Annotated in this window: 17 protein-coding genes; 2 read left to right on the plus strand and 15 right to left on the minus strand. The window is 53.5% G+C overall.

What is annotated here, in order from left to right; genetic code table 11:
- Positions 1-102 precede the first annotated feature (102 nt).
- The 7 genes from NST69_RS23265 to NST69_RS23295 form a co-directional block, all read right to left on the minus strand.
- Complete coding sequence (locus NST69_RS23265) at positions 103-591, minus strand: DUF4358 domain-containing protein (RefSeq protein WP_342547253.1); 489 nt, start codon at positions 589-591, stop codon at positions 103-105.
- A 22-nt stretch (positions 592-613) separates the two neighbouring features.
- The gene (locus NST69_RS23270; protein ID WP_339250379.1) at positions 614-1,762 is read right to left on the minus strand and encodes a DHHW family protein; all 1,149 of its coding nucleotides are present in this window, start codon (positions 1,760-1,762) and stop codon (positions 614-616) included.
- A 23-nt stretch (positions 1,763-1,785) separates the two neighbouring features.
- Positions 1,786-3,192, minus strand: coding sequence for an MBOAT family protein (locus NST69_RS23275; protein WP_339250381.1), 1,407 nt, complete (start codon positions 3,190-3,192; stop codon positions 1,786-1,788).
- 35 nt (positions 3,193-3,227) lie between these two features.
- Positions 3,228-3,914 (minus strand): GDSL-type esterase/lipase family protein, encoded by a 687-nt coding sequence (locus NST69_RS23280; RefSeq protein ID WP_339250383.1) that lies wholly within the window; start codon positions 3,912-3,914, stop codon positions 3,228-3,230.
- Between the two features lie 174 nt (positions 3,915-4,088).
- The gene (locus tag NST69_RS23285; RefSeq protein WP_339250385.1) at positions 4,089-5,906 is read right to left on the minus strand and encodes a HAMP domain-containing sensor histidine kinase; all 1,818 of its coding nucleotides are present in this window, start codon (positions 5,904-5,906) and stop codon (positions 4,089-4,091) included.
- Positions 5,903-6,580, minus strand: coding sequence for a response regulator transcription factor (locus NST69_RS23290; RefSeq protein WP_036732321.1), 678 nt, complete (start codon positions 6,578-6,580; stop codon positions 5,903-5,905). Before NST69_RS23290 ends, NST69_RS23285 begins: the two co-directional genes overlap by 4 nt.
- 186 nt (positions 6,581-6,766) lie before the next feature.
- Positions 6,767-7,186 (minus strand): Rrf2 family transcriptional regulator, encoded by a 420-nt coding sequence (locus tag NST69_RS23295; protein ID WP_036732323.1) that lies wholly within the window; start codon positions 7,184-7,186, stop codon positions 6,767-6,769.
- A 276-nt stretch (positions 7,187-7,462) separates the two neighbouring features.
- Between NST69_RS23295 and mnmA the strand changes: the two genes are divergently transcribed.
- Positions 7,463-8,584, plus strand: coding sequence for a tRNA 2-thiouridine(34) synthase MnmA (gene mnmA, locus NST69_RS23300; RefSeq protein ID WP_036732325.1), 1,122 nt, complete (start codon positions 7,463-7,465; stop codon positions 8,582-8,584).
- 216 nt (positions 8,585-8,800) lie between these two features.
- On the opposite strand, the gene NST69_RS23305 is transcribed toward mnmA, so the two are convergent.
- The 4 genes from NST69_RS23305 to NST69_RS23320 form a co-directional block, all read right to left on the minus strand.
- Positions 8,801-11,671: a glycoside hydrolase family 48 protein gene (locus tag NST69_RS23305; RefSeq protein WP_339257597.1), complete on the minus strand. Its 2,871-nt coding sequence runs from the start codon at positions 11,669-11,671 to the stop codon at positions 8,801-8,803.
- A gap of 30 nt (positions 11,672-11,701) precedes the next feature.
- On the minus strand, positions 11,702-14,437 hold the full coding sequence (locus tag NST69_RS23310; RefSeq protein WP_339250388.1) for a glycoside hydrolase family 9 protein: 2,736 nt from the start codon (positions 14,435-14,437) through the stop codon (positions 11,702-11,704).
- Positions 14,438-14,787: 350 nt separating this feature from the next.
- A complete protein-coding gene (locus tag NST69_RS23315) occupies positions 14,788-16,092 on the minus strand; it encodes a replication-associated recombination protein A (protein WP_340950727.1) in 1,305 nt (434 codons plus the stop codon).
- Between the two features lie 158 nt (positions 16,093-16,250).
- A complete protein-coding gene (locus NST69_RS23320) occupies positions 16,251-16,541 on the minus strand; it encodes a CD3324 family protein (protein WP_036690524.1) in 291 nt (96 codons plus the stop codon).
- A 610-nt stretch (positions 16,542-17,151) separates the two neighbouring features.
- Between NST69_RS23320 and NST69_RS23325 the strand changes: the two genes are divergently transcribed.
- Positions 17,152-19,167: a methyl-accepting chemotaxis protein gene (locus NST69_RS23325; RefSeq protein ID WP_342547256.1), complete on the plus strand. Its 2,016-nt coding sequence runs from the start codon at positions 17,152-17,154 to the stop codon at positions 19,165-19,167.
- Between the two features lie 446 nt (positions 19,168-19,613).
- Here the strand turns inward: NST69_RS23325 and NST69_RS23330 are convergent, their stop codons facing one another.
- The 4 genes from NST69_RS23330 to aspS all read right to left on the minus strand — a co-directional run bounded on the left by NST69_RS23330 (position 19,614) and on the right by aspS (position 26,143).
- On the minus strand, positions 19,614-21,824 hold the full coding sequence (locus tag NST69_RS23330) for a UvrD-helicase domain-containing protein (RefSeq protein ID WP_342547258.1): 2,211 nt from the start codon (positions 21,822-21,824) through the stop codon (positions 19,614-19,616).
- 210 nt (positions 21,825-22,034) lie between these two features.
- Positions 22,035-23,336, minus strand: coding sequence for an NCS2 family permease (locus NST69_RS23335; RefSeq protein WP_209872288.1), 1,302 nt, complete (start codon positions 23,334-23,336; stop codon positions 22,035-22,037).
- A 193-nt stretch (positions 23,337-23,529) separates the two neighbouring features.
- Entirely contained in the window at positions 23,530-24,288 is a 759-nt protein-coding gene (locus NST69_RS23340) for a tRNA threonylcarbamoyladenosine dehydratase (RefSeq protein WP_340980023.1), read from the minus strand.
- Positions 24,289-24,364: 76 nt separating this feature from the next.
- Complete coding sequence (gene aspS / locus NST69_RS23345) at positions 24,365-26,143, minus strand: aspartate--tRNA ligase (protein WP_339311227.1); 1,779 nt, start codon at positions 26,141-26,143, stop codon at positions 24,365-24,367.
- Positions 26,144-26,164: the final 21 nt, after the last annotated feature.

Here is a 26,164-nt window from a genome sequence, read left to right on the forward strand (position 1 = left end):
AATAGGCCCGCTAGCCAGATAGCTCCTGCAGATAGAAACTTATGCGTGCCCCTTCCAAGCCGTGGATGGCCCGAGGGGTCTTTTTCGCATTTGTGAATGAGATTATTTAAGCGCTTCGTTAAACGCACTTTCGATTTGCTCCGCATTCTTGGAGACCGTAAACAAAATATATGGGCCTTTGACCTTTAATATATGCTTTTCGACGAGGTAAAATTGCTCAGGACGGTAGTCCTTCAGCTTGACCTTTTGAGCCTCAATTCTTTTCATGATTTTCTCCTTAACGCTTTCCGCCTGATTCTCTTGCTTCACCCTGATCACGGCCAGCTCATTTGCTTCGACGTTCGATTCTGCCGTATAGAGCACAAAATCCTGAACTTCCTCTACATTAAAATGATAGAGCTTCTTAAGCCTGTTCATATCCCCTTTTTCCATGGCTTCCATAGAAGCCGCTTGCTTGATACGCTCCTCAATGGTATGGACAGGAACATCCTTGGCGTCTTCCTTCTTACTGGAGCATCCGATCAGAATGCCACATAAGCTCATGACTGCAGCCAGGACAACTAAGTATTTCATTCTCTTTCCCGGAAACATCGTTACTCAACCCCTTTATGGATTATTCCACAGAATCTGCTAATGATGTAATAGATGGATCTTCAACAAATGTGGTGATGTTATACAAAATCAGCATGTCGCGGATTTGCCGTTCTTCCGTAAGCTTCAGTAGATCCCCATCATAATAACGGAGGTCTACCACATCAATTTCACTGAAATGCGATGTTAAAAAAGGGATCAGGCTGTTGGCATACGAATCTTTAACAATAAGCAGTCTCCGCCCTTCCGTATGTCCGGTTGTTATGCGGATCAGGCTATGATTCCCATTGAAAAAAACAGTGTATTTATCCTTCTTTGTGAGGTTTTCCATAACGTACATCGAATCCGCACTTTGCTGTTCGTGGGCATAATCCACGGACAGGGCCGCCGGTCTCTTGGGATAATACAGCTCTATAGAATCCGGCTGTACGTGCCTGAATCCGCTTTTCGAATACAAAGATCCGTAGAACTGACCGGGGACCTCACGAATGTTGAAATCGTCTTCGTTCTTGGGGGTAAAACTTATGGATGCACCCAGCTCCCGATAGGCTAGAAAAGTGCCTTTGGTCGTCCAGTGATGGTCAGTTTTGTAATAGAGCGGCTGCTCCTTGTTCGCCTCCAGCGCGGGGAAAACATCGATCCAGTGAATATTCCCGAGATCAGAAGCCTTTATCTTGTTCCAATAGACCCTCTCACCGCCCCCGGAAGCATAAGGCGGCAATTTATCCTCAAGTATGGAAGCTGCCGTCGGCACCAGCATCATATATTTGCGCAGACCAGGCGTAGCCTGATCAAAGGCTTGAATGGCTTTCACCTTGTCTTCCAACTCTCCTTCCCCGGGAGGAGTAAATTTTTGAATTAAGTATCCGTCCTTGCCGATGTAAACCCCGTTGCTCTCTTTCCTTCCCAATCCCCGGTCCGCGTCAGATTTCAGTCCAATCCAAAAGTCCCTCTCCATAAACTGATCCGATAGATACGCTTCAAATTCGGAAGTAAACTTGCCTGATTCTAAGGCTTGAAGCGAGAAGGCCGGGAGCTGCTGCAGCATCCGGTTCTCTGATTCGGAAAATACCTTTCCCGGGGTCAGAATATTGACAACCAATACCGCCCCGGTAAACATAAGCAGTACAATGGCGAGTGCGCGGTAATAGACTTGGTCGTATTTCTTCAATCAAATCACCTCCAGCAAAAACATCAAAAACGAAAGTATAAGAATGGATTGTACGTTGCATTGACCAGATACGCTGTTGAGGCCACGATGAAAATGCAGTAGATGACAAGCGTGGCAATCGTGCCGGACCGGGCAAATCTGGTTCGGATACGGGCCAAGGCTTTGCCGGGTAACGGAGTGGCACAAACCGTGAGGATCAGCAGCAGCAGGGCATTCCCCGACAGATCGTAGAGCGCCCGGTTGTCAGCGAATCCATGTGTTCCGGCACCAAACATCGTTCCGATGAAGGTCAGGGCTGCGGGCAATTGTTCAAATTCGAAAAATACCCAGCCGATGATCACGATCATCAGGGTGTAGACATGGCTTACCAAGACAGGCAAGCGCTGAAGCTGTTTCAAGAGAATTAGCTTTTCAAGTGTGACAAAGAGACCGAAATATAAGCCCCAAATGATAAAATTCCAGCTCGCTCCATGCCACAATCCGGTTATAAACCATACCACCGCCAAGTTTCGGAGCTGTTTCAGCTTACCCGCCCGGTTCCCGCCGAGCGGGATGTAGATATATTCACGGAACCAGGCACCGAGCGAAATATGCCATCTCCGCCAAAATTCCGTAATGCTCCTGGAAATATAAGGATAGTCAAAGTTCTTCATAAATTCGAACCCGAACATTCTACCCAGACCACGTGCCATATCCGAATACCCGCTAAAATCGAAATAAATTTGAAACGTGAAGGCGACAATGCCGAGCCATGCAGAAAGAACCGACAGCTCCCCCGCAGGCACCGCTTTGACGCTTGTCCACAGCAAACCGATATTGTTGGCAAGCAATACTTTTTTAGCAAGCCCCCTAATAAATAGTTCCGCTCCTTCGCCAAAACGCTCCAACGTCACTGTGCGCTTAGCGAGCTGTCCCGCGATATCTTCATATTTAACAATCGGTCCCGCCACAAGCTGCGGAAACATCGTTACGTAGGCGCCGAAGGAGATCAGGTTCTTCTGAACACTCACTTTCCCCCGATAAATGTCGATTACGTAAGACATCGTCTGGAACGTGTAGAACGATATGCCCACCGGAAGCGGAAGATCTGCTGCCTGCAAATGCAGGTTAAAGAGCGAATTGATATTATCGAACACGAAGCCCGCGTATTTAAAGAAGCCAAGAATCCCCAGGCTGCCCATCATGGACAGGATCAACACTCCGCGTGCAATCACTTTACGATGCCTGTATCTATCGATCAGAACCCCGTTCACATAGTCGAATATCGTCGAGAAGATCATCAGGAAAATGTAGACGGGCTCGCCCCATGCATAGAAGATCAGGCTTGCGGCGAGCAGAACAGCATTTCTAATCCTCATAGGCGAGATATAGTAGATCAGCAGGGTGACCGGCAGAAAGAGAAATACAAATATAAGGCTGCTAAAAACCAATCCCCGTCACCTCCAGAGCTTCACCTGGCTGCATGTTATTTCACCCGATCTTTCAGCAAATCGAGCATACGTGTATAGAATTCCGGTTTAAAATGAATGCCGTCCGAGCTATACAAATGTTGGCCGTCATCAAAGATCGAAGATAAATCGGCAAATCCAACCTGCTGCTTGTCCGCCAGCTCTTGTAAGCCTTGGTTGTAATCGCTGATATTTTTGTAACGTGGCTCCACTTGTTCAGCCTCTGGCGTGACCGGAGTGACCGGCAAAACCGTTATGGATGCCTCCGGAAGCTTCTCCCTGATACTGTCGATCAATTCGGCGTAAAACTTCAGCGAATACTGCTTCGGGTTATCGGTAATTTGGGGCGGCAACAGGATATCATCGGACCCCAGCATGATAAATACATATTGCGGCTTCCGCTCTGCCAGCTTGTCCACATCTCCACTCATCAGAGATAGCTCGGTAGTCTTTCCGGCACCTGCCACTACATTGAACTCGTCCAGAATGTCATGGTAAGATAGTGCCTCTGTAATCGAATCTCCCAGAAATACGCTGTTCTTAAATATCGTTTTATAGGAAGTCTGGTTTGACTTCTCCACCTGAGCTGTGTCATTGGCTTGCGGCTGAGACGTCGCGCTTTGCGGGTTTTGTCCACTCCCGCATGCTGCCAGGGTGAGTACGGTGCTGCCTATAACTAGCGTTGAAATGATTTTTTTTAACATGAACATGGTCCTCTCTTTATATAAAATTAGGTAAAGATAGTAAGGCTCTTGCCCCTCTCTGATAGAAAGAGTAACAGGGAGAGATGCAGAACAAGTGCAGAGGATATCAAGGCGGTATCAAAAAAGAACAAAAGAAAAAGCGCAGAACCAAGGTCTGCACTTTCTTCCGTATTGCTACGCCTTTTTATTCAATTGAAAATAAAAAATCACTCCATCGGAGGTATTGTTCACGCCGTAAGGCACATCGTGCATCTCCAAAATTTTCTTGGATATGGCAAGACCAAGACCCGTCCCACCAGTAGACCGGTGGCGGGAGGTTTCACCGCGGTAGAAACGGTCCCATACTTTCTCCAGCTGCTCATCGGGGATATGGGCGCCTTTATTTTCGATACAAATTAGAATGGTGTCCCTCTCTTCCGAAGCGTTGACATATATAGATTCTTGCTCCGGCGTATACGAAATCGCATTGGTCAGGAAATTGACGATGACCTGCTCTATACGGCGCTCGTTCCCCTGGACTTGGGCAGGGATAAGTGAAGTGTGGAGAAGTAGCTGCTTGGCTGCAAAATCCGGCGTTAATTTAGTACACACCCGGTTGATGACTGCATCGATAGAGAACGAGCCGGTGTCCATTTTATAAGTATCCGATTCATATTTGGCCAATTCCAGCATATCGTCAATCAGCACATTCATCCGGCCGACCTCGTCTTCCATCGCCGCAAAATAATGCTCCCGCTTATGGCTTGCAACCCCGTCATTCAAAATGGCAAGGCAGCTCTGAATGACGCTTAACGGAGTCTTCAGCTCATGCGATACGCCGGATATAAATTCTTTCCGCGTATGCTCCAGCTGCTTTTCCTTCTCGATGTCCTGCTCCAGCTGGAGAATATGCGAGTGCAGGCGCTCGGAAAGCTCGTTAATGTTGCCCGACAAGTCTCCGATTTCATCCTTCGTGGTGACGGGAATTTTCTCCGAAAAATCGAGCTCTGCCATTTGCCGGGTGGTACGGCTGATACGCAGCAACGGGCGGGCAATCTGACGGGAGTAGTAAAACGATGTCAGCAGTACAAGCAGCAAGGCCGCAATAATGATATACACATAGTAGTCGTTGATGATCCCAGCGGCTTCATTAACCGGCTGCAGCGATGTCATCGCAAACAGGTATGCCGGATTTCCGTCGCGATCCCGGGTGTGGTCCACGATAATTTTGTAGTTCACGTGATTTTCTTCAACATCTATAACCTGTTTTGCGTTCGCGGCATCCTTCAAGTCACCGTACAACAGATCCGCCTGAAAAGCTTTGATGCGGTCCAGAAACAGGTGATTGGTGTAACGCGAGACCCCAGCCCCTTCCGGCACCCGGACTTTCGTAATCGTTCCTGTGACCAGAAAGGTGGAATATTGCTCACGATATTGGACCGCACCCAATCGGCCCAGTACCTCGTACTCTTTGCTCACCATCTGATGATTCTCCAGCCGGCTCTCATCTCTCAGATTGGCACGAATCCTTCCCATCCGCTGGATCACTGGCTGATTGTTGATGATTAAGCCTTCCATGGCGATCATTCCCCCTTCTTCAATCCAGGGAGTGAGGAACGTTTGATTGCTGCTGAAGTCCTCTACGTTAATAAAACTGTATAGCGGCACGGTTATCGTTGTATCAGCAAGCGCCGGTTCGTCCGAATGATCCAGCTTAATGTCCATGAAGAAATCATCTGCAAACTTTAAATTTCCGCGGGAGTCCAAAGCCGTGATCCAGGTGTTATGCTTTTGAAAAAAGTCTTGCTCCAGCTTGGCCATCTCCTGCGTGTTCGAGCCATGATCCAGGTAGTCTTGTTCATAAGCCTGAAGTGCCGCGTTAACGTCTTTTATTTTCTGATGAACGTAGAACTGTTTGAAAAATACGGTCTGCAAGATGAAAATAACGGCGATCAGGAACAGGCACAATCCTGCTGTCAGCAGGAACAGTTTAAGCACAATCCCCTTTTTCATAGCTCTTCCTCAAATTTATATCCTGAACGCACAACCGTAACAATCTGCCTGGCATGCTCCCCCAGCTTGGAACGCAAATTGCGGATATGACTGTTAACCGTACGATCATCGCCCGCGAAATCATATCCCCAAATTTTCGTAATCAGCTGCTCTCTGCTGATAATGATCCCTTTGTTTTGCAGTAGATAGGCTAATATTTCGAATTCCGTATGCGTTAGATCAGAGCTTTTGCCGTCAACCGAAACGGTCCGGGATGGAAAATGGATTGAAATGCCTCCGCCGGACACCCTGTCGCTTTCATGCTCATGCGTATGCCTGCTCTCCAGCAGCCGCTTGGCCCGGGCCAACAGAATGAGCGGGCGGTAAGGCTTGGTCACGTAGTCGTCAGCGCCAAGCTCGAACCCCAGCAACGTATCGTCCTCATCCGAACGGGCCGTCAATATGATAATCGGCACATTCGACGTCTTGCGGATTCGCCTGCATACGGACCATCCATCCAATTCCGGCAACATGATGTCCAGCAAAATCAAGTCCACCTCATGCTCCTGAAATAACGAGATTGCCTGCTTTCCGTCAATGGCTTCAATCACGCGATATCCCTCTTCCAGCAGATAATCTTTCATAATTTCACGTAGAATATTTTCATCTTCCACAATCAATATTGTTTTTGACATATGATAACCTCACCCTTTTTTTGTAGAACCAGGAACATAAAACGCATAGAACTACCAAAGTATACAATAAGGTTACCCTATACAGATAAAGATCATATGCAGATGAACTGCAGATCAAATAAAAAGACAGCGAGATAAAAAAAGATCCTCCCCAAGTTTCTTGAGAAGGACGATTTAAAGACATTTTTATATATAAAACATGTAATTATCCGCCTGGCTCTCTTCCTTGAAGTTGATCAGGTCGGACAAGGTGGTGGAGTCCAGCACATCGGCGATGCTGTCGCGGATGCGCAGCCAGAGGTCGCGCTTGGCCGGGTCGTCTTCTTCGGTGAAGTCTACCGGGGAGATCGGGCCTTCCAGGACGCGGATGATATCTCCGGCGGTAATGGTGTTGGTCTCGCGGGACAGAATATAACCGCCGTAAGCTCCGCGGATGCTCTTCACCAGGCCTGCATTGCGCAGCGGGGCGATGAGCTGCTCCAGGTAATGCTCGGAGAGTCCGTTTTTCTCGGCGATGCTCTTAAGTGATGTAGGCCCCTCGCCGAATTTCAGGGCAAGCTCCATCATAATGGTTAATCCGTAACGTCCTTTGGTTGAGATTTTCAAAGGGGCACCTCTTTCGGTTTAGTTGCATATCAATGTATTCCGATGTCTGCTCTCAGCTTATGTTATCATATCTATGGACACATTTGAAACAGCAAACGGCAATAATTCACGATTTTGTTCTCCACTGGTGGACAAATTGTCAATTTCGGACCGTTTTTCGCTATATTTCATAGCAGTAGTGTCCTCGTTTGGGGTAGACAGGTATGTTATAATACACAATGAGCCGGGTGTTCAGTGAGAACGCCGGTATTTTGTGTACAGAAAATGGTGATCACGATGACAAAAGCTAATCAGGATATCCGGGTCGTCGTCGGGATGTCGGGCGGAGTGGATTCCTCTGTTACAGCGCTGCTGCTGAAGCAGCAGGGATATGACGTCATCGGCATCTTCATGAAGAATTGGGATGATACCGACGAGTTCGGCGTATGTACGGCCGAGACCGATGCCGAGGATGTGCGCCGCGTCTGCGAGCAGATCGATATTCCTTACTATACCGTTAATTTCGAGAAGGAATACTTTGATAAAGTCTTTTCCTATTTCCTTGAAGAATATAAGGCTGGCCGGACCCCGAATCCGGATGTGATGTGCAACCGCGAGATCAAGTTCGGCGAATTCCTGAACAAAGCACTGCAGCTTGGCGCAGATTATGTCGCTACGGGGCATTACGCCCGGGTCGTGGAAGAAGACGGCCTGTTCAAGCTGCTGCGCGGTGTGGACAACAACAAGGACCAGACGTATTTCCTAAATGCGCTGAACCAGTACCAGCTCTCGAAGGCCATGTTCCCGATCGGACATCTGCCGAAGCCGGAGGTACGCCGGATTGCCGAGGAAGCCGGACTCTATACCGCGAAGAAAAAAGACAGCACCGGCGTCTGCTTCATCGGAGAGCGCAATTTCCGCGAATTCCTCAGCCAATACCTGCCTGCACAGTCAGGCAATATGGTCGATATCGCTACGGGCGAAGTGAAGGGCCGGCATGACGGCCTCATGTACTACACGCTGGGCCAGCGCCAGGGGCTTGGTATCGGCGGCTCGGGGACAGGTGAACCCTGGTTCGTGGCCGAGAAGGATCTGGCAAGCAATACCCTGTATGTGGTGCAAGGTGAGAAGCACATCAGCCTGTACTCGACCAGTCTTATAGCTTCAGGGGTGAACTGGATTGATCCGGACACCCTTGGTGATGAGCCGCTGAAATGTACTGCCAAGTTCCGCTACCGCCAGCCGGATCAGGGCGTTACGCTGACGAAGCAGGCCGATGGAACCGTCCATGTGGCCTTTGACGTTCAGCAGAAGGCGATTACGCCCGGACAAGCCGTGGTCTTCTATCTGGGCGAGACCTGTCTTGGCGGCGGAACCATCGAGACGGCCGACAAAGTCGCGCCACTGGCGCAGGTCTGATTGCACCCCAGCCAGAGAGCTACCCTACTAAAGAAAAACTTTCTAACGGGTGAACAGTGCTGGTGCCTACCCCATTATGTTCGGTTTTTCGCATACAGTTTCTTATTTCGCTTAAAAAAGAACCTTCAACACCACAGCGCGTGGAGTTGAAGGTTCTTCGTCATTGATGGGTCAGGACACGGAGTCACGCCGGGGCTGACTCACAAGGCTTCAGCCTTATTCCGGCTGAACGCCCCAGACCAGCACACCGTTCAGATACAGCGGCACCCGGTTCCAGTCTGTGAAAGACGTTTTGGTTGCATCATAGGAGTAATCGTCAGCCTCATTGTAATTGCTCCAGTCGTTCTTGTTAACGCGCAGTTGAATCTCGCCGGTATTCGCACCCGGAGCAAGACTGCCCGCGCCCGCACTAAAGGAAATCTCCACATAGTGGTCCGCTCCTGTAACTGCAGGCTCAAGCTTCACGAAGCTGCCCAGCACATTGCTGCCGCCGAGAGCCGCATAATCGACATTGAACTGCTGTGCCCGCTCGCCGTCAATCGTGTAGTAATACCGTACCTTAACCTTGCTGAGGTCTACCGCTGTGGTCCCGTTATTGACAATCCGCAGCTGCGGACGGAACTGCGGGTCTGTGGCGTTCGTATCCGTTGTACGGTATTGAACAACCAGATTCCCTACGGCAGGCGTAGCGGTTGGTGCGACTGTCGGTGTAGCCGTTGGCACTGTTGTCGGTGTAGCGGTTGGCACTGTTGTCGGTGTAGCTGTCGGTGCGACTGTCGGTGTGGCTGTTGGCACTGTTGTCGGTGTAGCTGTCGGTGTAGCCGTTGGCGTGGTTGTAGGGGTAGCTGTTGGCATAGGGCCGCTGCCGTTATTAATCAGCCGGTCATACTCGGCATAGGCCGTAGCCATGTCCACCTGAGACCAGAAGCGGTGATAGGTGAACTCAGGTGCGCCACCCTCCCAAGTCTTGGTGGTTTTGTTGTAGGAGGTATTGTATTTGTCTTCAAGATAACTCCACTTGGGATCATTTTTGATATCTGGATACACATCGGTGTAGCTCGCATACACTCCGTTTCCACCCTTGGCCGGATCAGAAGGTACGGTAGCGTTGCCCGGTATGGTATTTCCTTGGCCGAAGGTACCTGTCCAGCCCGCTGGGAAGTATACCTCTTTGGTGAAGAAACGGAAATAATCCGCACGCTTCTCAAGTGTCGTAATGCCCACCCCGTCATTGTAGCCCCAGGCCGTATCCAGCAAGGATTTGGCCAATTGTGAAGCGGTTCCGCCGAGCGCAGTATTGTTGCCATGCTCTGCTTTGTTCCCTGCGGCGAAGAAGGTGAGGGCTTTGATATAGCTGCCCAGTACGCCGGTATCCTGCCCCGGGTCTTTGGTCACTGCCTTCAGGCTGCTGTTACCGTTAAAAGAGCTGAAGCTGCTCCAGGTATTCGGCTGGCCGGACCACTCCACATTGCCTGGAAGCCAGAACTCGCCAGGTGCGGGAACAGTGGCAACCTGCGCATTGGTTCCGCCCAGAATCCGGTTGCCCTGCTGATCCAGATAATAGCCCGCAGCATCCGATACCGGACGGCTGTCTGCAAAGACATAATCCTTGGACCAGTTAATCCAGTTCTCAATGACCCGTTTGGCCATTTTGAAATTGTCTGAGCTGGTATCCCCGCTGGAAGCCAGGATGTAGTACAGCTCAGCCATCCGCTCCATACTCCAGGACTGCATCCCGAACCAGTTGTTGGACGGCGGGTCATGATACACAGGGGCCTCTTCGTAGGCCATGCCGTAGAAGGTGCTTTTACCGGCCGGATAAGCGCTATACGAGCCGCCGTAGCTGTTGGTGGCCCCGCCCGCAATCGCCCCTTCGGCGGATTGCAGCCAGTTGTAGAATTCCAGCTGGCGGGTCAGTGATTTGCCCCAGTCCGTTCCGGCTGTCGCCGAAGACGGAATCAGCCCTCCGGCTGCGGTGGACAGCGCATAGGCTGCAACCACATTCTGATACCCCTGGTGCGCATGGCTGGCGCCAATTCTCCAGGCCCAGTCCCCGCCGGTTCCGAGACCACCGCCCCAGGCCGTATACCAGGCCAGGAGGTATTGGCTGGAATCCTTACCGGTTCCCGGCTGCGGCGAACCGTTAGCAGCACTGCCGATCTTTTGGAAATACTTGTCGTACATGCCGTAACGCAGGAAATCGCCCATTTTTTTGGCTTTGTTCAGATAGACCGTATTGGTATAGCCAAGATCCTTAGCCCAATACATGGCTTGCACAGCGCGTGCATCGGCATCCGTAGCGTTAGTGTAACGCCATTGTGCTGAAGGTACGCTATTTTCCTTGGTGAACAAGCTCATAAAGCCTTCATTGGCTTTACCGAACGTTTTGTTATCCTGTGAGGGGTGGCCTACTGCTTCCCAGACCGATTCCTGCACTCCGCGCTGGAAGGTGTTCACATAACTGGCGGTATGGGTAGGGTTCAGCAGGTTGCCGAAGCCATACCAGTTGTCCACATCCACCAGCCAGTGCATCAGATAAGTCTGGTTATTGCCATAGGTGGACTTCAGCTCTGCATCGAGCGGGTCCTTCCCCGGGGTATACTTGCCGTTCAGCGCGCTTGGATACTGATCCGGCTGAGGGAGCTCCGAGGCGTAGGTGGCCGGGCTGTTCGGGTTGTAGCTGCTCATGGTCGGCTGCTCCTGCACGCCGTCGCCTTCATTAATCGGAATAATGTATTTCTCCATGTTGTCCCAGGCTGATTCGAGCTTGCTCCAGTCCCCGGTGTTATGGCCGTACAGCACTTCAAGCCACATCCAGTAGCTATAGGCCTCGGAGGTAGTCATATGCCCATAGTTGGGCGCCTCGCTGAGCAGGGTCTCTACCGCATGATACGGGATGCCTTCAGCCGAGAAATACCCGCTGGCCGGGTCCTTCAGCTGGTCATACAATTGCAGGAATCTGGTCTTCTCCACCGATTCCGCCTTGGCGGTTCCCGGATGGAAATTGATGATCCCGCTGGTGAGAGACAAGGTGAGGACAGCACTCAGCGCGATAGAAAGCGGTTTCTTGAATGAACTTAGCTTCATCATTTCGGCATACTTCCTCTCTGGTATGGTTTAGGGTTCGAGGCCCCAGACAAGTGTTCCTGCACGGTACAGCGTGACTTTATCCCAATCCGCGAAGCTTGCTTGGCTTCCTCCATACGAATAGTCGTTGCTCTCATTGTAATTGGTCCAATCCGACTTGTTGAAGCGCACCTGAATCTCCCCGCTGTCTGCTCCCGGAGCCAAACTTCCTGCCCCTGCGGCAAAAGAAATCTCCAAATACGAATCGGCCAGTGCCACAGGCGTACTCAGCTTCCCAAAGGTTCCGCTCACATTGCCGCTGCCGACTTGGGCGTAATCACAGTGGAATTCCTGCGGCTTGTCCCCGTCCACGGTGTAATAATAGCGCAGCTTAAGGCCGCTGAGCGGAATGGCCTCGGTTCCCGTATTGACAATCCGGAACTGGCTGCGGATCTGGGAATCCCCGGGACTTGTGTCATTGGTGCGGTACTGCACACGCAGAGCGCCGGCAGGCACAGTAATCTCGCGCGGCTTGGCAGTCACCTGGGCAGACGCTGTACTCTCGCCTACACTGTTCGTTGCAGTCACCACATAATAATAGTCCACACCATTGGTCAGCCCGCTGTCATTGTAGACCGCTGCGGTTGCCGTACCCACTGTAGTGTACGGTCCGCCGCTCACCAGAGAGCGCTTGACCGTATAACTGGAAGCACCGCTGACCGGAGTCCAGCTCAAGGCTACACTTGCATTGCCGGGCACGGCCTGCAGGCCGGACGGACGGGCCGGAACCTGCGGTTCACCCGGTGTTCCGCCGCCGGAAGGCAGCTCGCCGTACACTTTGACACCTGCATCGTATACCGGGATATACGGGTTCTTCGTTGCCGCTGAAGCATTCGCAGCCACTCCCTTGAAGGAGAAGTCATTGCTGTTGTCCCAGAAGGTAGTATTCAGCGGTCCTGCAATCCGGAACTGTACTTCCTTGCGGTAAGCAGACTGTCCGCCCGGATAGATCGGGGTGCCGGAGAAATCTACTTTGGTATAGTAGATATGGTTCGCTTCATCGTAAGGCAGCAGCTGCGAGACGGTGGCTCCCTGGTTATAGCCGCCTGCCTTGACGGTGATATCGCCGGGGCCATATCCTGCGGCAACAGCCTCACTGATGTCCAGATAGTAGTTGAAGGACAGCTGGCTGCTGGAGCGGGCAGGCCATGCCGAACGGTTATTGAGAACCGCGCGGATCTCCACAAAATTGCTGCCGCTGGCATTCACAGAAGTCTCCGTGAACATCTCATCCTCACGCGTTTCGGCCGGCGGGAAGTTCGCAAGCGGGCTCTGCCCCTGCCCGTGGAGCATCATCATCCGGGCCAGAGAGCCGGTAAAGGCTGAATTGTAATCGGTTGCAACTTCGTTTGAAACATAATCGCTGATCGCATCGGTATAAGCATCGGTCTTGGAGGGGCCGCCAACGAGTGCGCCGTAGAGCACATGCCGGTGGTTGGCCGGAGTGGTCTGGCTGTCGCTCCAGGAGCCGTGTGAGGTACGGTGGTGAGGATGCTCAGGTGCATTCGCGCCGAAGCCGATGACATAGCTGCTATTACGCGGATTATCGCCCAGCATATAGTTAATCTGGCGCTCTGCGAAGGCCTGGGCGGTATTTTTTTTCACCGGATCAGTAACCCAGTCTGCATAGACAAAAGCAAGAAAAGCATGGTTGGCTGCATACCGCAGCGCCCCCCATTGATCCAGATGGGCCAGCCCGCCTGGAGTATACGCTACCCGGTCAGAGGTGCCGTTCACCCCGGTCGTCCAGAACTGCATATTGCGTTCCGTGGACTGGATAAACTTCGGGTCCTCGGTGATGCGGGACAGCAGGAGCTGCGCACCATAATGCTTGTCATCCCAGGATTGGGTCCATTGGTAGCCCCAGTCACCAGCCTGGTTGGTGCCCCACAGATCACTGGCGGCAATCGCCTTATCGAGATAGGTCTGCTCACCGGTCGCCAGGTATAGCCAGATACCGCCCCAGCTTAACTCATCCGCGTAACTACTCCACGAATTGTAATACTGCTTGGCGTCAGTGATGGTATCGGAGTAAGCTCCCCGGTACGTATCGGCAAAATTGTATAATTGCTTGGCATGCAGCAGGAGCTTGTCCGCATAGGCGGCATCTGAATCCCTGAAAATAATGGAAGCCGAGGCAAGGGCGGCGGCAGTCTCACCAGCCAGGTCCGAGCCGGGATGTGCAGCATCAATCTTGTAAGCCGGGCGCGCCATAGGCATGACCTCCGCCGGTCCCCACCAGTTATGGTCCGCCGTACCGTTACCCACCTGGCCCCACAGCTCATTCGGTGCAGTATGCGCTTTCACAAAATAGTCTGTGGCCCAGCGGATATTGTCCAGAATCTCCTCCAGCTGTCCGGACTGCACGTAACCATCCTTGTATTCATAGACCGACCATGCCAGCATAGTCGCGGTGTACGCCATCGGAAATCCGAATTTGACATGATCCCCTGCGTCATACCAGCCACCCGTCAGGTCATGGCCGACATCAGCACCATCCTGCAGCCCCGAGTCGCCTCTCCATTCCACGCGGTTGTCCGCCGGCAGCTCACCCGAACGCTGGGCCTCGTAGAAATAAATCGATTTCTGCAGTGCCTCTGCATAATTAAATCCGGCGGTTGCCGCTTCGGTGACAGACGGGCGGACAGCCGTCCCTGATACAATGGTGAAGGCTAACATCAGGCTTAGTGAAGCGATACAGCCGGTCTTCCGTTTACTTTGACTCATCCTTACTCATCTCCCTTCGTTTTCTTGTTTGTTCAGTCCTTCAGGACTCAGGCACGCACAAATACCTCCCCAGTGTCCATAATTAGACATAGTATTTGAGCACGTTCCATTTACCACCTCCATATTACAAATTAAGGTAAAATACCCCCACCTACACATATACCACATACAGTAAATTAATTCTATATATTTACATTATATTTTTCTGAGAATACCGGTTTTTTGTCAAAATATTTCCATTTTTATCATATTTACAGCGTCAAAAAGAGCAGCCTCCTCCAGTTATGGAGAATGGCTGCTCTCTGTTTGTAAAAATCTATAATTGGCTGGAGTGAACTATCATCGAAGCCCTATTGCCCGCGCCGCAGCTGCTGGTTATGGCGGATCTTCGCCTCGTTGCCCTGCTCGGTGGCCTGATAGAAGACCTTACGGGAGATGGCCTTCGGCAGATAGTCCTGCTTCACATAATGGCCGGGAAAATTATGCGGGTACTGGTAGCCCTCATGGCCCAGCTGGGTCGCACCTTTATAGTGTGTATCCCGCAAATGCAGCGGCACCTCAGCCGACTTCAGATCCTCCAAGCTGTTCATGACATTCGCGATAGCGGTCACTACCCCGTCTGATTTTGGGCTCTCTACGGCGAACAGAATCGCCTGCGCGATATTCAGCTTCGCCTCTGGCCAGCCGTTATTACGGTAGGCATCCAGCGCACTGACCGCCTGGACCATCGCCTGCGGGTTCGCCAGGCCGATATCCTCACTGCTGGCCGCAATCAGGCGGCGGATGAAGGTCATCGGGTCCATTCCCAGCTTCTCCACCGCGTAGAGGAACCAGAACAGGGCGGCGTCGCTGGAGCCGCGAATGCTTTTGTGAAAAGCGGACAGCACATCGTACTGTGTTGACTCGTCCGCTTTGACAATCGGGCGGCGGATCGACTCCTCCGCTACCTCCAGCGTAATATGCACGCTGCCGTCACGCTCAGGGGCCGTAGTCATCGCCGCCAGCTCCAGGGCGTTCAAGGCGCGGCGGATATCGCCGTTCGCCATCGCGGCGATATGCAGCAGCGCCTCCTCATCCGCCTTCAGATCCATGAATCCGAGGCCCCGCTGTTCATCGGCGAGCGCACGCTTCATGGCCAGCAAGCTGTGCTCGCTGGTCAGCGCCTCCAGCTGAAACAGCGTCGAGCGGCTCATCAAGGCCCCGTTCACATAATGGAACGGATTCTCTGTGGTCGCACCGATGAAGGTAATCGTCCCCTTCTCCACGGCCGGCAGCAGCGCATCCTGGCGGGAGCTGTTGAAGCGGTGTACCTCGTCCAGGAACAGAATCGTCTTCGAGCCGTACAGCGCCTTATTGCTCTGTGCGCGTTCAATGACCTCCCGCACATCCTTAACCGAAGCCTCCACCGCATTCAGCCGCACGAATTCACCTTGGGTGTGATGCGATATGATATGGGCCAGAGTGGTTTTGCCGCAGCCCGGAGGCCCGTACAGCAGGATGGAAGAGACCTGGTCCGCTTCAATCGCTCTGCGCAGCAGCTTGCCCTTGCCTACAATATGCTCCTGTCCGATATATTCATCCAGATTGCCGGGCCGCATCCGGTCTGCAAGCAGCCGTCCGCTCCCGTTGTCTTCACCCTGCGAGAATAAATCCATCCTTACACTTCCTTGCTATCATCTAAGATTTCAATAGAATACATACACTTCTCCTATCATACCATACCTGTCCCAAACGTTAAAAAGAGCATGACCCCGCCGCCACCGGCGGGAGCCATGCTCTTTGTTCTATAATTAGAACTCATATCCGTTCCAGACTAGCGGTTCATCGCCAGCCGCGTTTGCCGCATTTTTGAAATGATCTTGCGGATGCTTTCTTCGGATAAGTGATATCTCTTCTGCAGCTCGTTCACCGAGCAGCCGCTGCTGTGACTACAGAAGATCTCTTCGTTGCGGGCAGCAATCTCTTGCCGGGAGCCGCTGTTCTCGCCCCATCTTACCCGTTCTTCCGCTTTCTTCGGGATGTATAACAGCTCACCCTGTATGTAACCCTGCAGCTCTTCGAGCAGCCCCGGGGGGAGCACATCCTTTCCATTGACGTAACTCACGTTCAATTTCCTCCTTCAACAGGTGTATTCCGTTCAGTCCGATCACTGTACTGTTCTGAATAATCATTCCACCTGCCTCCTTTCTTCTCCTCAAATTTGGTAAATCACCTAAATTCATTATATTAAACCCTACGGTTATCGTCTACATTCATTATGGATCAGCGGTCTGTCAGTGGTTGGTCAGTGTCATTCTTTATATTGTAGTAACCGGAATTACATATCCGCTCGTGTTCGCTCATTATACATAAGGAGGCCTCGCGGCCTCCCGTTTAACAGGTCTCCGTCTTAGACGGAAACCACCTCGTATTCTGAAAACATATCTTCAGCCTCCTTCCAGAAGTAATCTTGCCCGGCCGGACACTTATTATTAAGCCACAGGCCGCCCCGGGTTACAAGTTCAAGAATAGTTATAATCGTTCTCCACCTGAAGGCTGGCACGCGAACTCTTTTGGAAAGAGGGAGAATTGCAGAAATATTGGAGTACATTTTTTGACGAAAAACTAATTATTTAGTCGATCCCTGTCGAAATATATATTAAAATATCTAGTTACTTCGAGATATGGAAATAAATTTTAACGTCCATCCATTCAGAAATTCAGGAGGAACTTCCATGCCAACACCGAAAAACCCCCTAAAGCGCCTATTCCGTATCACGAAGCTCAGAACTGAACTGATGCTGCTTATCATTACAGCCATTGTACTGCCCTCGCTGGCTCTGGTGGCCATATCGACACAAACCTCAGAATCGGCTCTGCGCTCCAAAATGGAAGACACCACACGCTCCAGCATCCACCTCCTGGATAAAACACTGTCGCAGCTGATTCTGCTGGAGAGCGCCGGAGTGAATGAGCTGGCATACGAGATGAGCAGCGCGGGGCTAACGAACAATTCTCCACAGCTGCGCAAGCTGATCGACAACTTCAAGCTGGAGCATCCTGAGGTAGATATCGTGGCGATAGGCAACGAGGACGGGAAATACATGTTCGCGCCGGATTCCAAGCTGGACAATTATGATCCCCGCGTACGCGACTGGTACATAGATGCACTTAAGACCCCGGAGACAACATCGGTGATCGATCCCATTTTCTCCAAAGTAACGAACAGCTACATTCTGCCGATCTCCAAGGCTTTTCCGGACGGCAAGGGGGCTGTTACGATCAGCATCAGCATGAAGGAGCTTATGGAGCTGGCGAAGAATGTCAGTCTGGGCGATAGCGGATATGTCTTCATCCTGGACGGCAATAACAAGGTGATCTACCACCCTGCCATGGAGATTGCATCGGAAGCCACAGGCGCAATGACAGCAGGAATTAAGCAAGGACCGGCGGGTAAAATCTCCTACAAGGATGCTGCAGCCGATACGCAAATGGACGGATACTACATTACCAATGAGCTGACCGGCTTCACCTTGGCCGGAGTGCTTCCAGAGAGTGAATATACGAAGGCGGTCTACCCGATTCTGTACAAATCAGCTATCGTTCTCGTGGTTGCGCTGCTGCTTGCTGCAGTAATTACCTTCCTGATTATCCGCCGGATAACCGGGCCGGTAGAACGCCTGAACCGTTCGGCCAAGCGGGTAAGCGAAGGGTATCTGGATGAATTCGTCCAGACCAGCCGCAGGGACGAGATCGGTCAGCTTGCCGGCAATTACAATGAAATGGTCTCTTCACTGCGCACCATGGTGCAGGAGGTTGCCGAGACCTCCGGCCAGCTCGCCGCTGCCAGTGAACAGCTCACCGCCAGCACTGCCGAGAACAGCAAGGCGGTCGAGTATGTGACGGAGCTGGTGGAGGAATCCACCCGGGGCGTGGAGACCCAGGCGTATGCTTCCGCCGAAGTCGCTACAACGATGGAGGAGATGTCCACCGGCATCCAGAAAATCGCTTCTGCTTCAGAGGCGATTGTGAGCGCCGCTATACTTACGGAAACGGATGTCTCGACCGGCAGCTCCAGAATGCAGGAGGTGGGGGAGCAGATGAAAACGATCCGCGAATCGGTACAGCAGTCCGGCACCCTGATCGCTGAGCTTAACGGCTTAAGCACCAGAGTGGCTGAGACCAGCACGGCGATCTCCGCCATTGCCAAGCAGACCAATCTCCTGTCGCTAAATGCCGGCATTGAGGCGGCCCGGGCCGGTGAACACGGCCGGGGCTTCGCCGTAGTGGCGGGTGAAGTGCGCAAGCTCTCGGAAGCTACGAATAGCAGTGCCGGGCAGATTCAGGAGACCATCTCCGAGATGGTGGGCCTGATCGCCAGCGCTTATGATGTGATGAAGCATAAGGTGGCAGAGGATGTGGAGCAGGGCATGGCGCTTACCCTGGAGGCGGGCGAAGCCTTCCGGCAGATTGAGCAGTCCACCCGGCAGGTCGGCGAGCAGATCCATGAGGTGTCGGCCATTACGGAGCAAATGTCGGCCAGCAGCTCCCAAGTAGCCGCCTCCGTCCAGGAGATGGCCACAATTGCCCGAGCCGCGCTCGATTCCTTCCAGAGCGTAACCGCAGCTACCGAGGAGCAGCTTGCTTCGATGGAGGAGATCACCTCCTCCTCTGCGGCCCTCTCCGGCATGGCTGCGGATATGCAGGGACAGGTGGAGCGCTTCCAGTTCGATGCGAAGGACAAGGCTTAAAAATACAGAACCGCCCAAAATACAAAGCAGCGATCCTCCAATAAAGGAAAATCGCTGCTTTTTCTCTTCAATCAGGGGAACTCCGCCTGTCATTACGGACAGAAGGGCGCTTATTTCGGATGAAGGTCATGATTTGGCAAATTTACGGACACCACGGCCCTTATCAGCCGATATTCGGTTCATAAGCATCGATTGCTGAGACAATAAAGGCGCTACGGTCCGTTACAGCCCAAAAAGTGGCGTTTTCCTGAGAATAAGGGCGCTACGGTCCGTAAAGAGCCCGACTTGCCTTTGCGCTTATTGACGCATCGGTGGTTCGGCGGTTTTGGCGGCGCATCGGCGGTTCGGCGGATCTGTTTCGCCAAACCGCTCAACCGTTGTACCGGATCGTAGACGGATTGCCGCTGGTTCGGTTTCCGGGACCGCTTGACGCTGTCTCTCTCGGCCTATTGTACCTCTGGCTCCGGCCAGCCGGAGACGCTCTCCTCTGCGTTCAGTTGAACGTAAGGCGGCAATTCTCCGCCCCGCAGCAGCCATAGCTCATGCAGGGCACGTGTGCAGCCCACATACATCAGCTTCGCATCCCAGGCCGCCGCTCCATAATGGGCGCTGTCTGCGTCTGCCAGAATGACGGCATCGAACTCCAGTCCCTTGGACAAGTAGACGGGCAGGATCGACAAGCCGCCGCGATATTCCGTGATGCTGCCGTCAATTAGATGAAGATCCTCGAACTGCGTGGCGAGCTCAGCGTACAGCACAGAGGCTTCCCGCAGGCTGCGGGTCAATACCGCCACCGTGCGGTATTCGCGCCCGGAGAGCTGCGCCAGCGCGCTCTTGACCGCGCTGAGCCGCTGGTCCGCCGATGCAGCAGCCACCGCTCCCGGCAGCACATCCTCCTCATAGGAGATCAGCCGCACAGGATTCCCGCTGCGGAAGACCGGCACAGCCAGCAGCTCACTGCCCACGCCCGCAGACAAAATGCCATTGGCAAACTCGATGATCTCCATCGTTGAGCGGTAGCTTCGGGTCAGTGCATGGTATGCGGTGTATTCTTCGGCAAACAGCGTCTGCATCTCTCTCCAGGCATGTACTCCCTTGTAGGCGTGGATGCCCTGCGACAGGTCACCCAGAATGGTGAAGGAATGCCCCTTCACATACAGATCCAGTACGGCAATCTGGAACGGCGAGAAATCCTGCGCTTCATCAATCACGATATGGTCAAAGCGTTCCGTACCCTCATTGCCGTTCAGCAGATAATGGATATAGAGCAGCGGAGGAAGATCCTCCTCGCGCAGAATCCCCTTCTTCAGCTCTTTGACGGTCTCCTTCAGCACGGATGGCGGAATCTCCTCCGGTGCTGCCGCCGGCCAGTCCTCCGGCACTTTCGCCGCCCGGAAGATCTGCTTATAGATGGCGAGCGGCTCGTATTTCGGCCACTTGGCGCTGTAGGCCTTCTCGCGGGCCGCGCCCTTCTTCTTGCGCTCCTTCAGCGCAGCCGCTGAAGGGCTCTTCTTCAGCTCCATCTCGATCCAGCGGTGAAGCCGCGCCATGACGCGCTCCTTGCGCTTCGCCGGAGGATACGGTGCGTATTCCTCATTGTGCCAGCGCAGAATCACCTGGCGGCTCAGCACCGCCCCGTCCCAAGGACTGAAATCGCCCTCCGGCACAGCACTGGTCTCCAGCAGCTTGACGCTGGATTCAATGACGCTCATCAGCACCGTTGAGCCTTTGAAGCGCCCGGGGGTCTCTTCCGTGATGGCCGGCATTGCTCCCGCCGTCTCGAACCAGCGGCTCATGACCTCCGAAGCATCCTGCTCCGGCAGCGTGACATCAAGCACTCCGGCCGCCCAGTCCGGGAACGTGCTCTGGGCAATATTGCCGACACCCAGCTCCGGCAGCACATCCGAAATATAGTCCAGGAACATGCGGTTCGGGGCGAAAATAATCATTTTCTCCGCCGAGACCTGCTCCTTGTATTGATACAATAAGAACGCCAGCCGGTGCAGCGCAACGGTGGTCTTGCCGCTTCCTGCGACCCCCTGGATGATCAGCGCCGTATTCTTGGCCGCCCGGATAATCTTGTCCTGCTCCTCCTGAATCGTGGAGACGATGTCCCGCAGCCGGTTATCCTTGTTCTCCCCCAGCCGGTAGACCAGGAATTCATCCGATACCGCCGGTGCGTCGCTGTCACGGTTATACGTATCCGCCACCCTCTCCAGGATCTGCTTGCGGATCACCACGTTGCGCTTGAGATAGACCAGCCCTTCGATCAACCCCTCCGGCGCTTCATACGAGGCGGCTTCCGTTCCTCCGGTAAAAGAATAGAACAGGCTTGCCACCGGTGCCCGCCAGTCAATGACAAGCGGACGGTCGCTAACCTGCTCGCGGTCTACGCCGATTTTGCCGATATACAGTGCCTTGCGGTCTTCCTCGTCATTGCCCTGAAAATCAAGCCGTCCGAAATAAGGCTCCTGCCTAAGCTTGGCAAGATCTTTGCGCCTCTGCTCCCTTGAATCCTCCAGCACCTGCTCGGTATAATCGTGTCCCGTGTACACCGGTGTTGAGCGCAGCCGCTCAAGGGTGGAGTCAATCTCTGTCAGCACGTGGTTCAGCCTGTCTTCTTCCTCTTGATAGGCACTTTGAAAGTTGTCTTCCAATTTCAGTTACCTCCTAAAAGTTTTGCGGGCATTAGCTTCCTGAATCTCTCCAAGCAAAACTCGCTCCGGAAGCATGCACCTCAATTGATGTGAGCTGTCCATCATAACACAGCAGAGCAGGGAAAGCCATATTTTTCAAACTGCTGTCCACGCGGAGGACAAGCGGAAGGGGGAAGGGGTGCTTCCCCCTTCCCCCTTCCGCCTTTGCTGTTAGCCCATCAGCGCATGCAGCACGAAGTTCGCAATGAACAGTCCGGCAATACCATACAAGGCAGGAGGAACCTCCTTGCCTTTGCCGGTAGCCAGCTTCACCAGCGGATAGGTGATGAAGCCAAACGCCATGCCGTCCACGATGCTATAGGTGAAGGGAATCATCACCATGACCAGGAACGCCGGAAACAGCTCCGTCATGTCGCCGAGATCCATCTCGCGCACACTCTGCACCATCAGCCCGCCGATCACGATCAGAATCGGCGCAATCGCGCTGTCCGGCACATAAGCCAGCAGCGGGATGAACAGGAAGGTCGCGCCGAACAGCAGGCCGGTGACGAGTGAAGTTAAGCCGGAGCGTCCCCCTGCCGCAATCCCGGCGGTGGATTCGGCAGCGGCGACCACCGGGCTGCTGCCGAACAGACCTGCCGCGATGTTGGCGAGCGAGAGCGCCCGCAGACTGCTTTTGAAGCGTTCCGGGCGTCCTGCCATCAGTGTCTGGGAAGCGATCAGGCCGATATTCTCAAACACCACAATCAGCAGCAGCAGGAAGACGGCAATCCAGAAGACGAGGCTGACGAATCCGCCCCAGTCCATACTGGCGAACACGCTGCCATAACCGCTGAACACATGTCCCGGCTCGGTATTCTTCGGCGCATGAGCGGCTCCCAGCAGATAGGCAAGCCCTGTGCCCACGAGCATACTGATCAGCAGACCGCCGCGTGTGCCGCGGATGAACAGCACCAGCGCCAGCAGCAGCGTCACCACCGAGGTAATGACCGCAGGATCACTGAAATGCCCGATGGCGACGAAGGTGGTGGCGTGGGCAATGACAATCCCGCTTTTTTGCAGGCCGATGAAGGTCAGGAACAGTCCGATGCCAACTGTGATCGCATGCTGCAGATTATGGGGAATCGCATCGCTGAGAATGCGGTAGAGCGAGGTGAAGGCCACAATGGCAAACAGCACCCCGGTCACCACTACCACGGCCAGCGCCTCACGCCAGTCCAGCTTCATGGAATGCACCAGCGTATAGGTGAAAAAGGCATTGATCCCCATGCCCGGGACCACGATAATCGGCGTTTTGCCGCCAAACGCCATGAGCAGGCAGCCTGTGATGGCTGTCAGCAGCGTGGCAACCATCCCGGCCCGCAGCGGCATGCCTGCATCTGCCAGGATCGCCGCGTTAACCATTACAATATATACCGAAGCGAAATACGACAGGATGCCGGCCGCCCATTCCTGCTTCCAGTTGTCGCCCGGCTCCATTCCCACGCTATTCCGCCAAATATTCGATTTCATGTAACAACCTCCACTTAAGTTCTTCTCATAGGATGTCAAGTATCTCTCCACAAAACATACCGTAAAAATATCCCCACAAAGTGAGGGTTTGCTTCGATGTTTACTCAGGTACTTTGCGGGGGGCCCCAAAACATACCGTAATAAAAGGGCATATAGCCGGAAGCCGGCTACACACCCTTTTACCTGATAGAATTCATTCAAATGTAATGCCGCCCGTTTCGAGCAACTCCCGTACCGTTACACTAACCATAATCAGGCCGACTACAGGGGGGACAAAAGAAGTACTGGCCGGAGGCTGCTTCGCCTTGCGCCGGTCCGGCGCATTCGCAGGCACAATCTGCTCCGTCACATCTTCGCGCGGCTTCACAGGCTTCTCGGTAGAGAAGACCACCTTCACGCCCTTCTTGATGCCTTCCTTACGCAGTCTGGTGCGGATCACCCGGGCAATCGGGTCCATGGTAGTCTTGGAGATGTCGGCGACCTGGAAGCGGGTCGGGTCCATCTTGTTGGCCGCTCCCATGCTGGAGATCAGCGGGATCTTCCGGGCCAGACATTCCTTGATCAGGTGAATCTTATAGATAATCGTATCCGAAGCGTCAATCACATAGTCCAGCTTGTATTTGAACAGCTCCTCATACGTCTCTTCGGTGTAGAACATATTCAGCGCAATCGCTTCGCAATCCGGATTAATCAGCTTGATGCGGTCCACCATCAGATCGGTTTTGTTCTGGCCGATGGTCGTGGTCAGCGCATGGAGCTGGCGGTTGATGTTGGTAATATCGACCGAATCCTTATCAATCAGGATAATGCGGCCGATTCCGGTCCGGGCCAACGCTTCCGCTGCCATAGCGCCAACTCCGCCGATCCCCAGCACAGCTACTGTGCTGTTCTTCATGATCGCCAGGCCTTCCGGCCCGATCGCCAGCTCCGTACGCGAGAACTGATTCAGCATGATGTCAGCCTCCTTGGGCAAGGCTTCCGGGACGTCCCTCTGCTCTCCTGGAGCGCCCCGTCAGTCCATAGTTAATTTATTTCTTTTCTTTCTCCGGTTTCGGTGCCAGCTTGATGTGCAGCTGCTCCAGTTGTCCGGCATCCACCGGGGATGGGGCATCCATCAGCAGGTCCGTTGCACTTGCTGTCTTAGGGAAGGCAATGGTCTCACGCAGGTTCGTGCGGCCCGCCAGCAGCATAATCAGACGGTCGAAGCCAAACGCGATACCGCCATGCGGAGGCGTGCCGTATTCAAAGGCATCCATCAGATAGCCGAATTTCTCATAGGCCAGCTCCTGCGAGAAGCCGAGTGCATTGAACATTTTCTCCTGAACGTCACGCTTGTAGATACGCTGGGAACCGCCGCCTACCTCGTAGCCGTTAAGCACCAGGTCATACGCCTGTGCGCGGATGGCGCCAGGATCGGTATCGAAGAGATGCAGGTCTTCGTCCATCGGACGTGTGAACGGGTGATGCTCAGCCACATAACGCTTCTGGTCCTCATCGTAGCCGAGAAGCGGGAATTCCGTTACCCAGGCGAATTTGAACACACTGTCGTCGATCAGACCAAGCTGGCGGCCGATCTTCAGACGCAAGGCGCCAAGTACATCTGCTACCACCTTCTTGGTATCCGCGGAGAACAGCAGCAGGTCGCCTTCTTCGGCACCTGTGCGCTCCTTCACGGCAGCGATTTCTTCCTCGGAGAAGAACTTCACAATCGGTCCCTTGAACTCGCCGTCTTTGACCTGAATCCAGGCCAGACCCTTGGCGCCGTAGCGTGCAGCGTATGGTCCAAGATCGTCAATCTCCTTACGTGTCCAGGTGCCACAGCCCTTGGCGTTCAGACATTTCACTTCTCCGCCCTTCTCGATCACGGAAGCGAATACCTTCACGCCGCTCTCAGCAACGATATCATTCATCTCTACCAGCTCCAGGCCAAACCGCAGGTCCGGCTTGTCCGAGCCGTATTTGCCGATCGCTTCGGCATAGGTCAGCCGCTGGAACGGTGCGGATACCTCAACCCCAACCGTCTCCTTCAGCAGACGCTGCATGAGCTTCTCCATCATCGACAGCAGCTCATCCTGCGGCATGAACGAGGTCTCAATATCGAACTGCGTGAATTCCGGCTGGCGGTCAGCGCGCAGGTCCTCATCACGGAAGCAGCGGGCCATCTGGTAATAACGCTCGATGCCGCCGACCATCAGCAGCTGCTTGTAGATCTGCGGCGACTGCGGAAGCGCGAAGAATTCCCCTTCATGCACACGGCTTGGCACGAGATAGTCACGTGCGCCTTCCGGCGAGCTTTTGGTCAGGATCGGCGTTTCCACATCGATAAAGCCTTCGTTGTCGAGGAAATCGCGGAAGATCTTCGCTGCCTTGGAACGGAGCAGCAGCGTCTTGTGCATCTCCGGACGGCGCAGATCCAGGTAACGGTATTTCATACGCAGGGATTCGTCTACTTCCACTCCGTCTTCGATGAAGAATGGAGGCGTCTTGGCTGCATTCAGCACTTCGATGTCTGTAATCTGCACTTCGATCTCACCGGTCGGCAGGTTGCGGTTAACGGTCTCCTCATCGCGCTTAACCACCGTACCTGTCACGGACAGCACGTATTCACTGCGGACCTTATCGGCAATCTGCAGCGCTTCTCCGGAATAGTCAGGATTGAATACAATCTGTACAATCCCTGTACGGTCGCGCAGATCAATGAACAGCACGCCTCCAAGGTCACGGCGGGTCTGCACCCAACCGTTCAATGTTACTGTTTCACCGATGCTCGCTGTCGTTAATTGTCCACAGTTATGGCTTCTGGTCATCTTTTATCCTACCCCTTCATG

Origin of the sequence: Paenibacillus sp. FSL P2-0089 (assembly GCF_038595095.1) — a bacterium.
In the GTDB taxonomy this organism is placed as follows: Bacteria; Bacillota; Bacilli; order Paenibacillales; family Paenibacillaceae; genus Paenibacillus_AQ; species Paenibacillus_AQ silagei.

Bases quoted from the DNA above. Each gene is read 5' to 3' on its own strand.
- NST69_RS23280 (WP_339250383.1), bottom strand. From the start codon at position 3,914: ATGTTAAAAAAAATCATTTCAACGCTAGTTATAGGCAGCACCGTACTC.
- NST69_RS23290 (WP_036732321.1), bottom strand. From the start codon at position 6,580: ATGTCAAAAACAATATTGATTGTGGAAGATGAAAATATTCTACGTGAA.
- NST69_RS23265 (WP_342547253.1), bottom strand. From the start codon at position 591: ATGTTTCCGGGAAAGAGAATGAAATACTTAGTTGTCCTGGCTGCAGTC.
- NST69_RS23285 (WP_339250385.1), bottom strand. From the start codon at position 5,906: ATGAAAAAGGGGATTGTGCTTAAACTGTTCCTGCTGACAGCAGGATTG.
- NST69_RS23305 (WP_339257597.1), bottom strand. From the start codon at position 11,671: ATGAAGCTAAGTTCATTCAAGAAACCGCTTTCTATCGCGCTGAGTGCT.
- NST69_RS23325 (WP_342547256.1), top strand. From the start codon at position 17,152: ATGCCAACACCGAAAAACCCCCTAAAGCGCCTATTCCGTATCACGAAG.
- NST69_RS23340 (WP_340980023.1), bottom strand. From the start codon at position 24,288: ATGCTGAATCAGTTCTCGCGTACGGAGCTGGCGATCGGGCCGGAAGGC.
- aspS (WP_339311227.1), bottom strand. From the start codon at position 26,143: ATGACCAGAAGCCATAACTGTGGACAATTAACGACAGCGAGCATCGGT.
- NST69_RS23315 (WP_340950727.1), bottom strand. From the start codon at position 16,092: ATGGATTTATTCTCGCAGGGTGAAGACAACGGGAGCGGACGGCTGCTT.
- NST69_RS23335 (WP_209872288.1), bottom strand. From the start codon at position 23,336: ATGAAATCGAATATTTGGCGGAATAGCGTGGGAATGGAGCCGGGCGAC.
- NST69_RS23310 (WP_339250388.1), bottom strand. From the start codon at position 14,437: ATGAGTCAAAGTAAACGGAAGACCGGCTGTATCGCTTCACTAAGCCTG.
- mnmA (WP_036732325.1), top strand. From the start codon at position 7,463: ATGACAAAAGCTAATCAGGATATCCGGGTCGTCGTCGGGATGTCGGGC.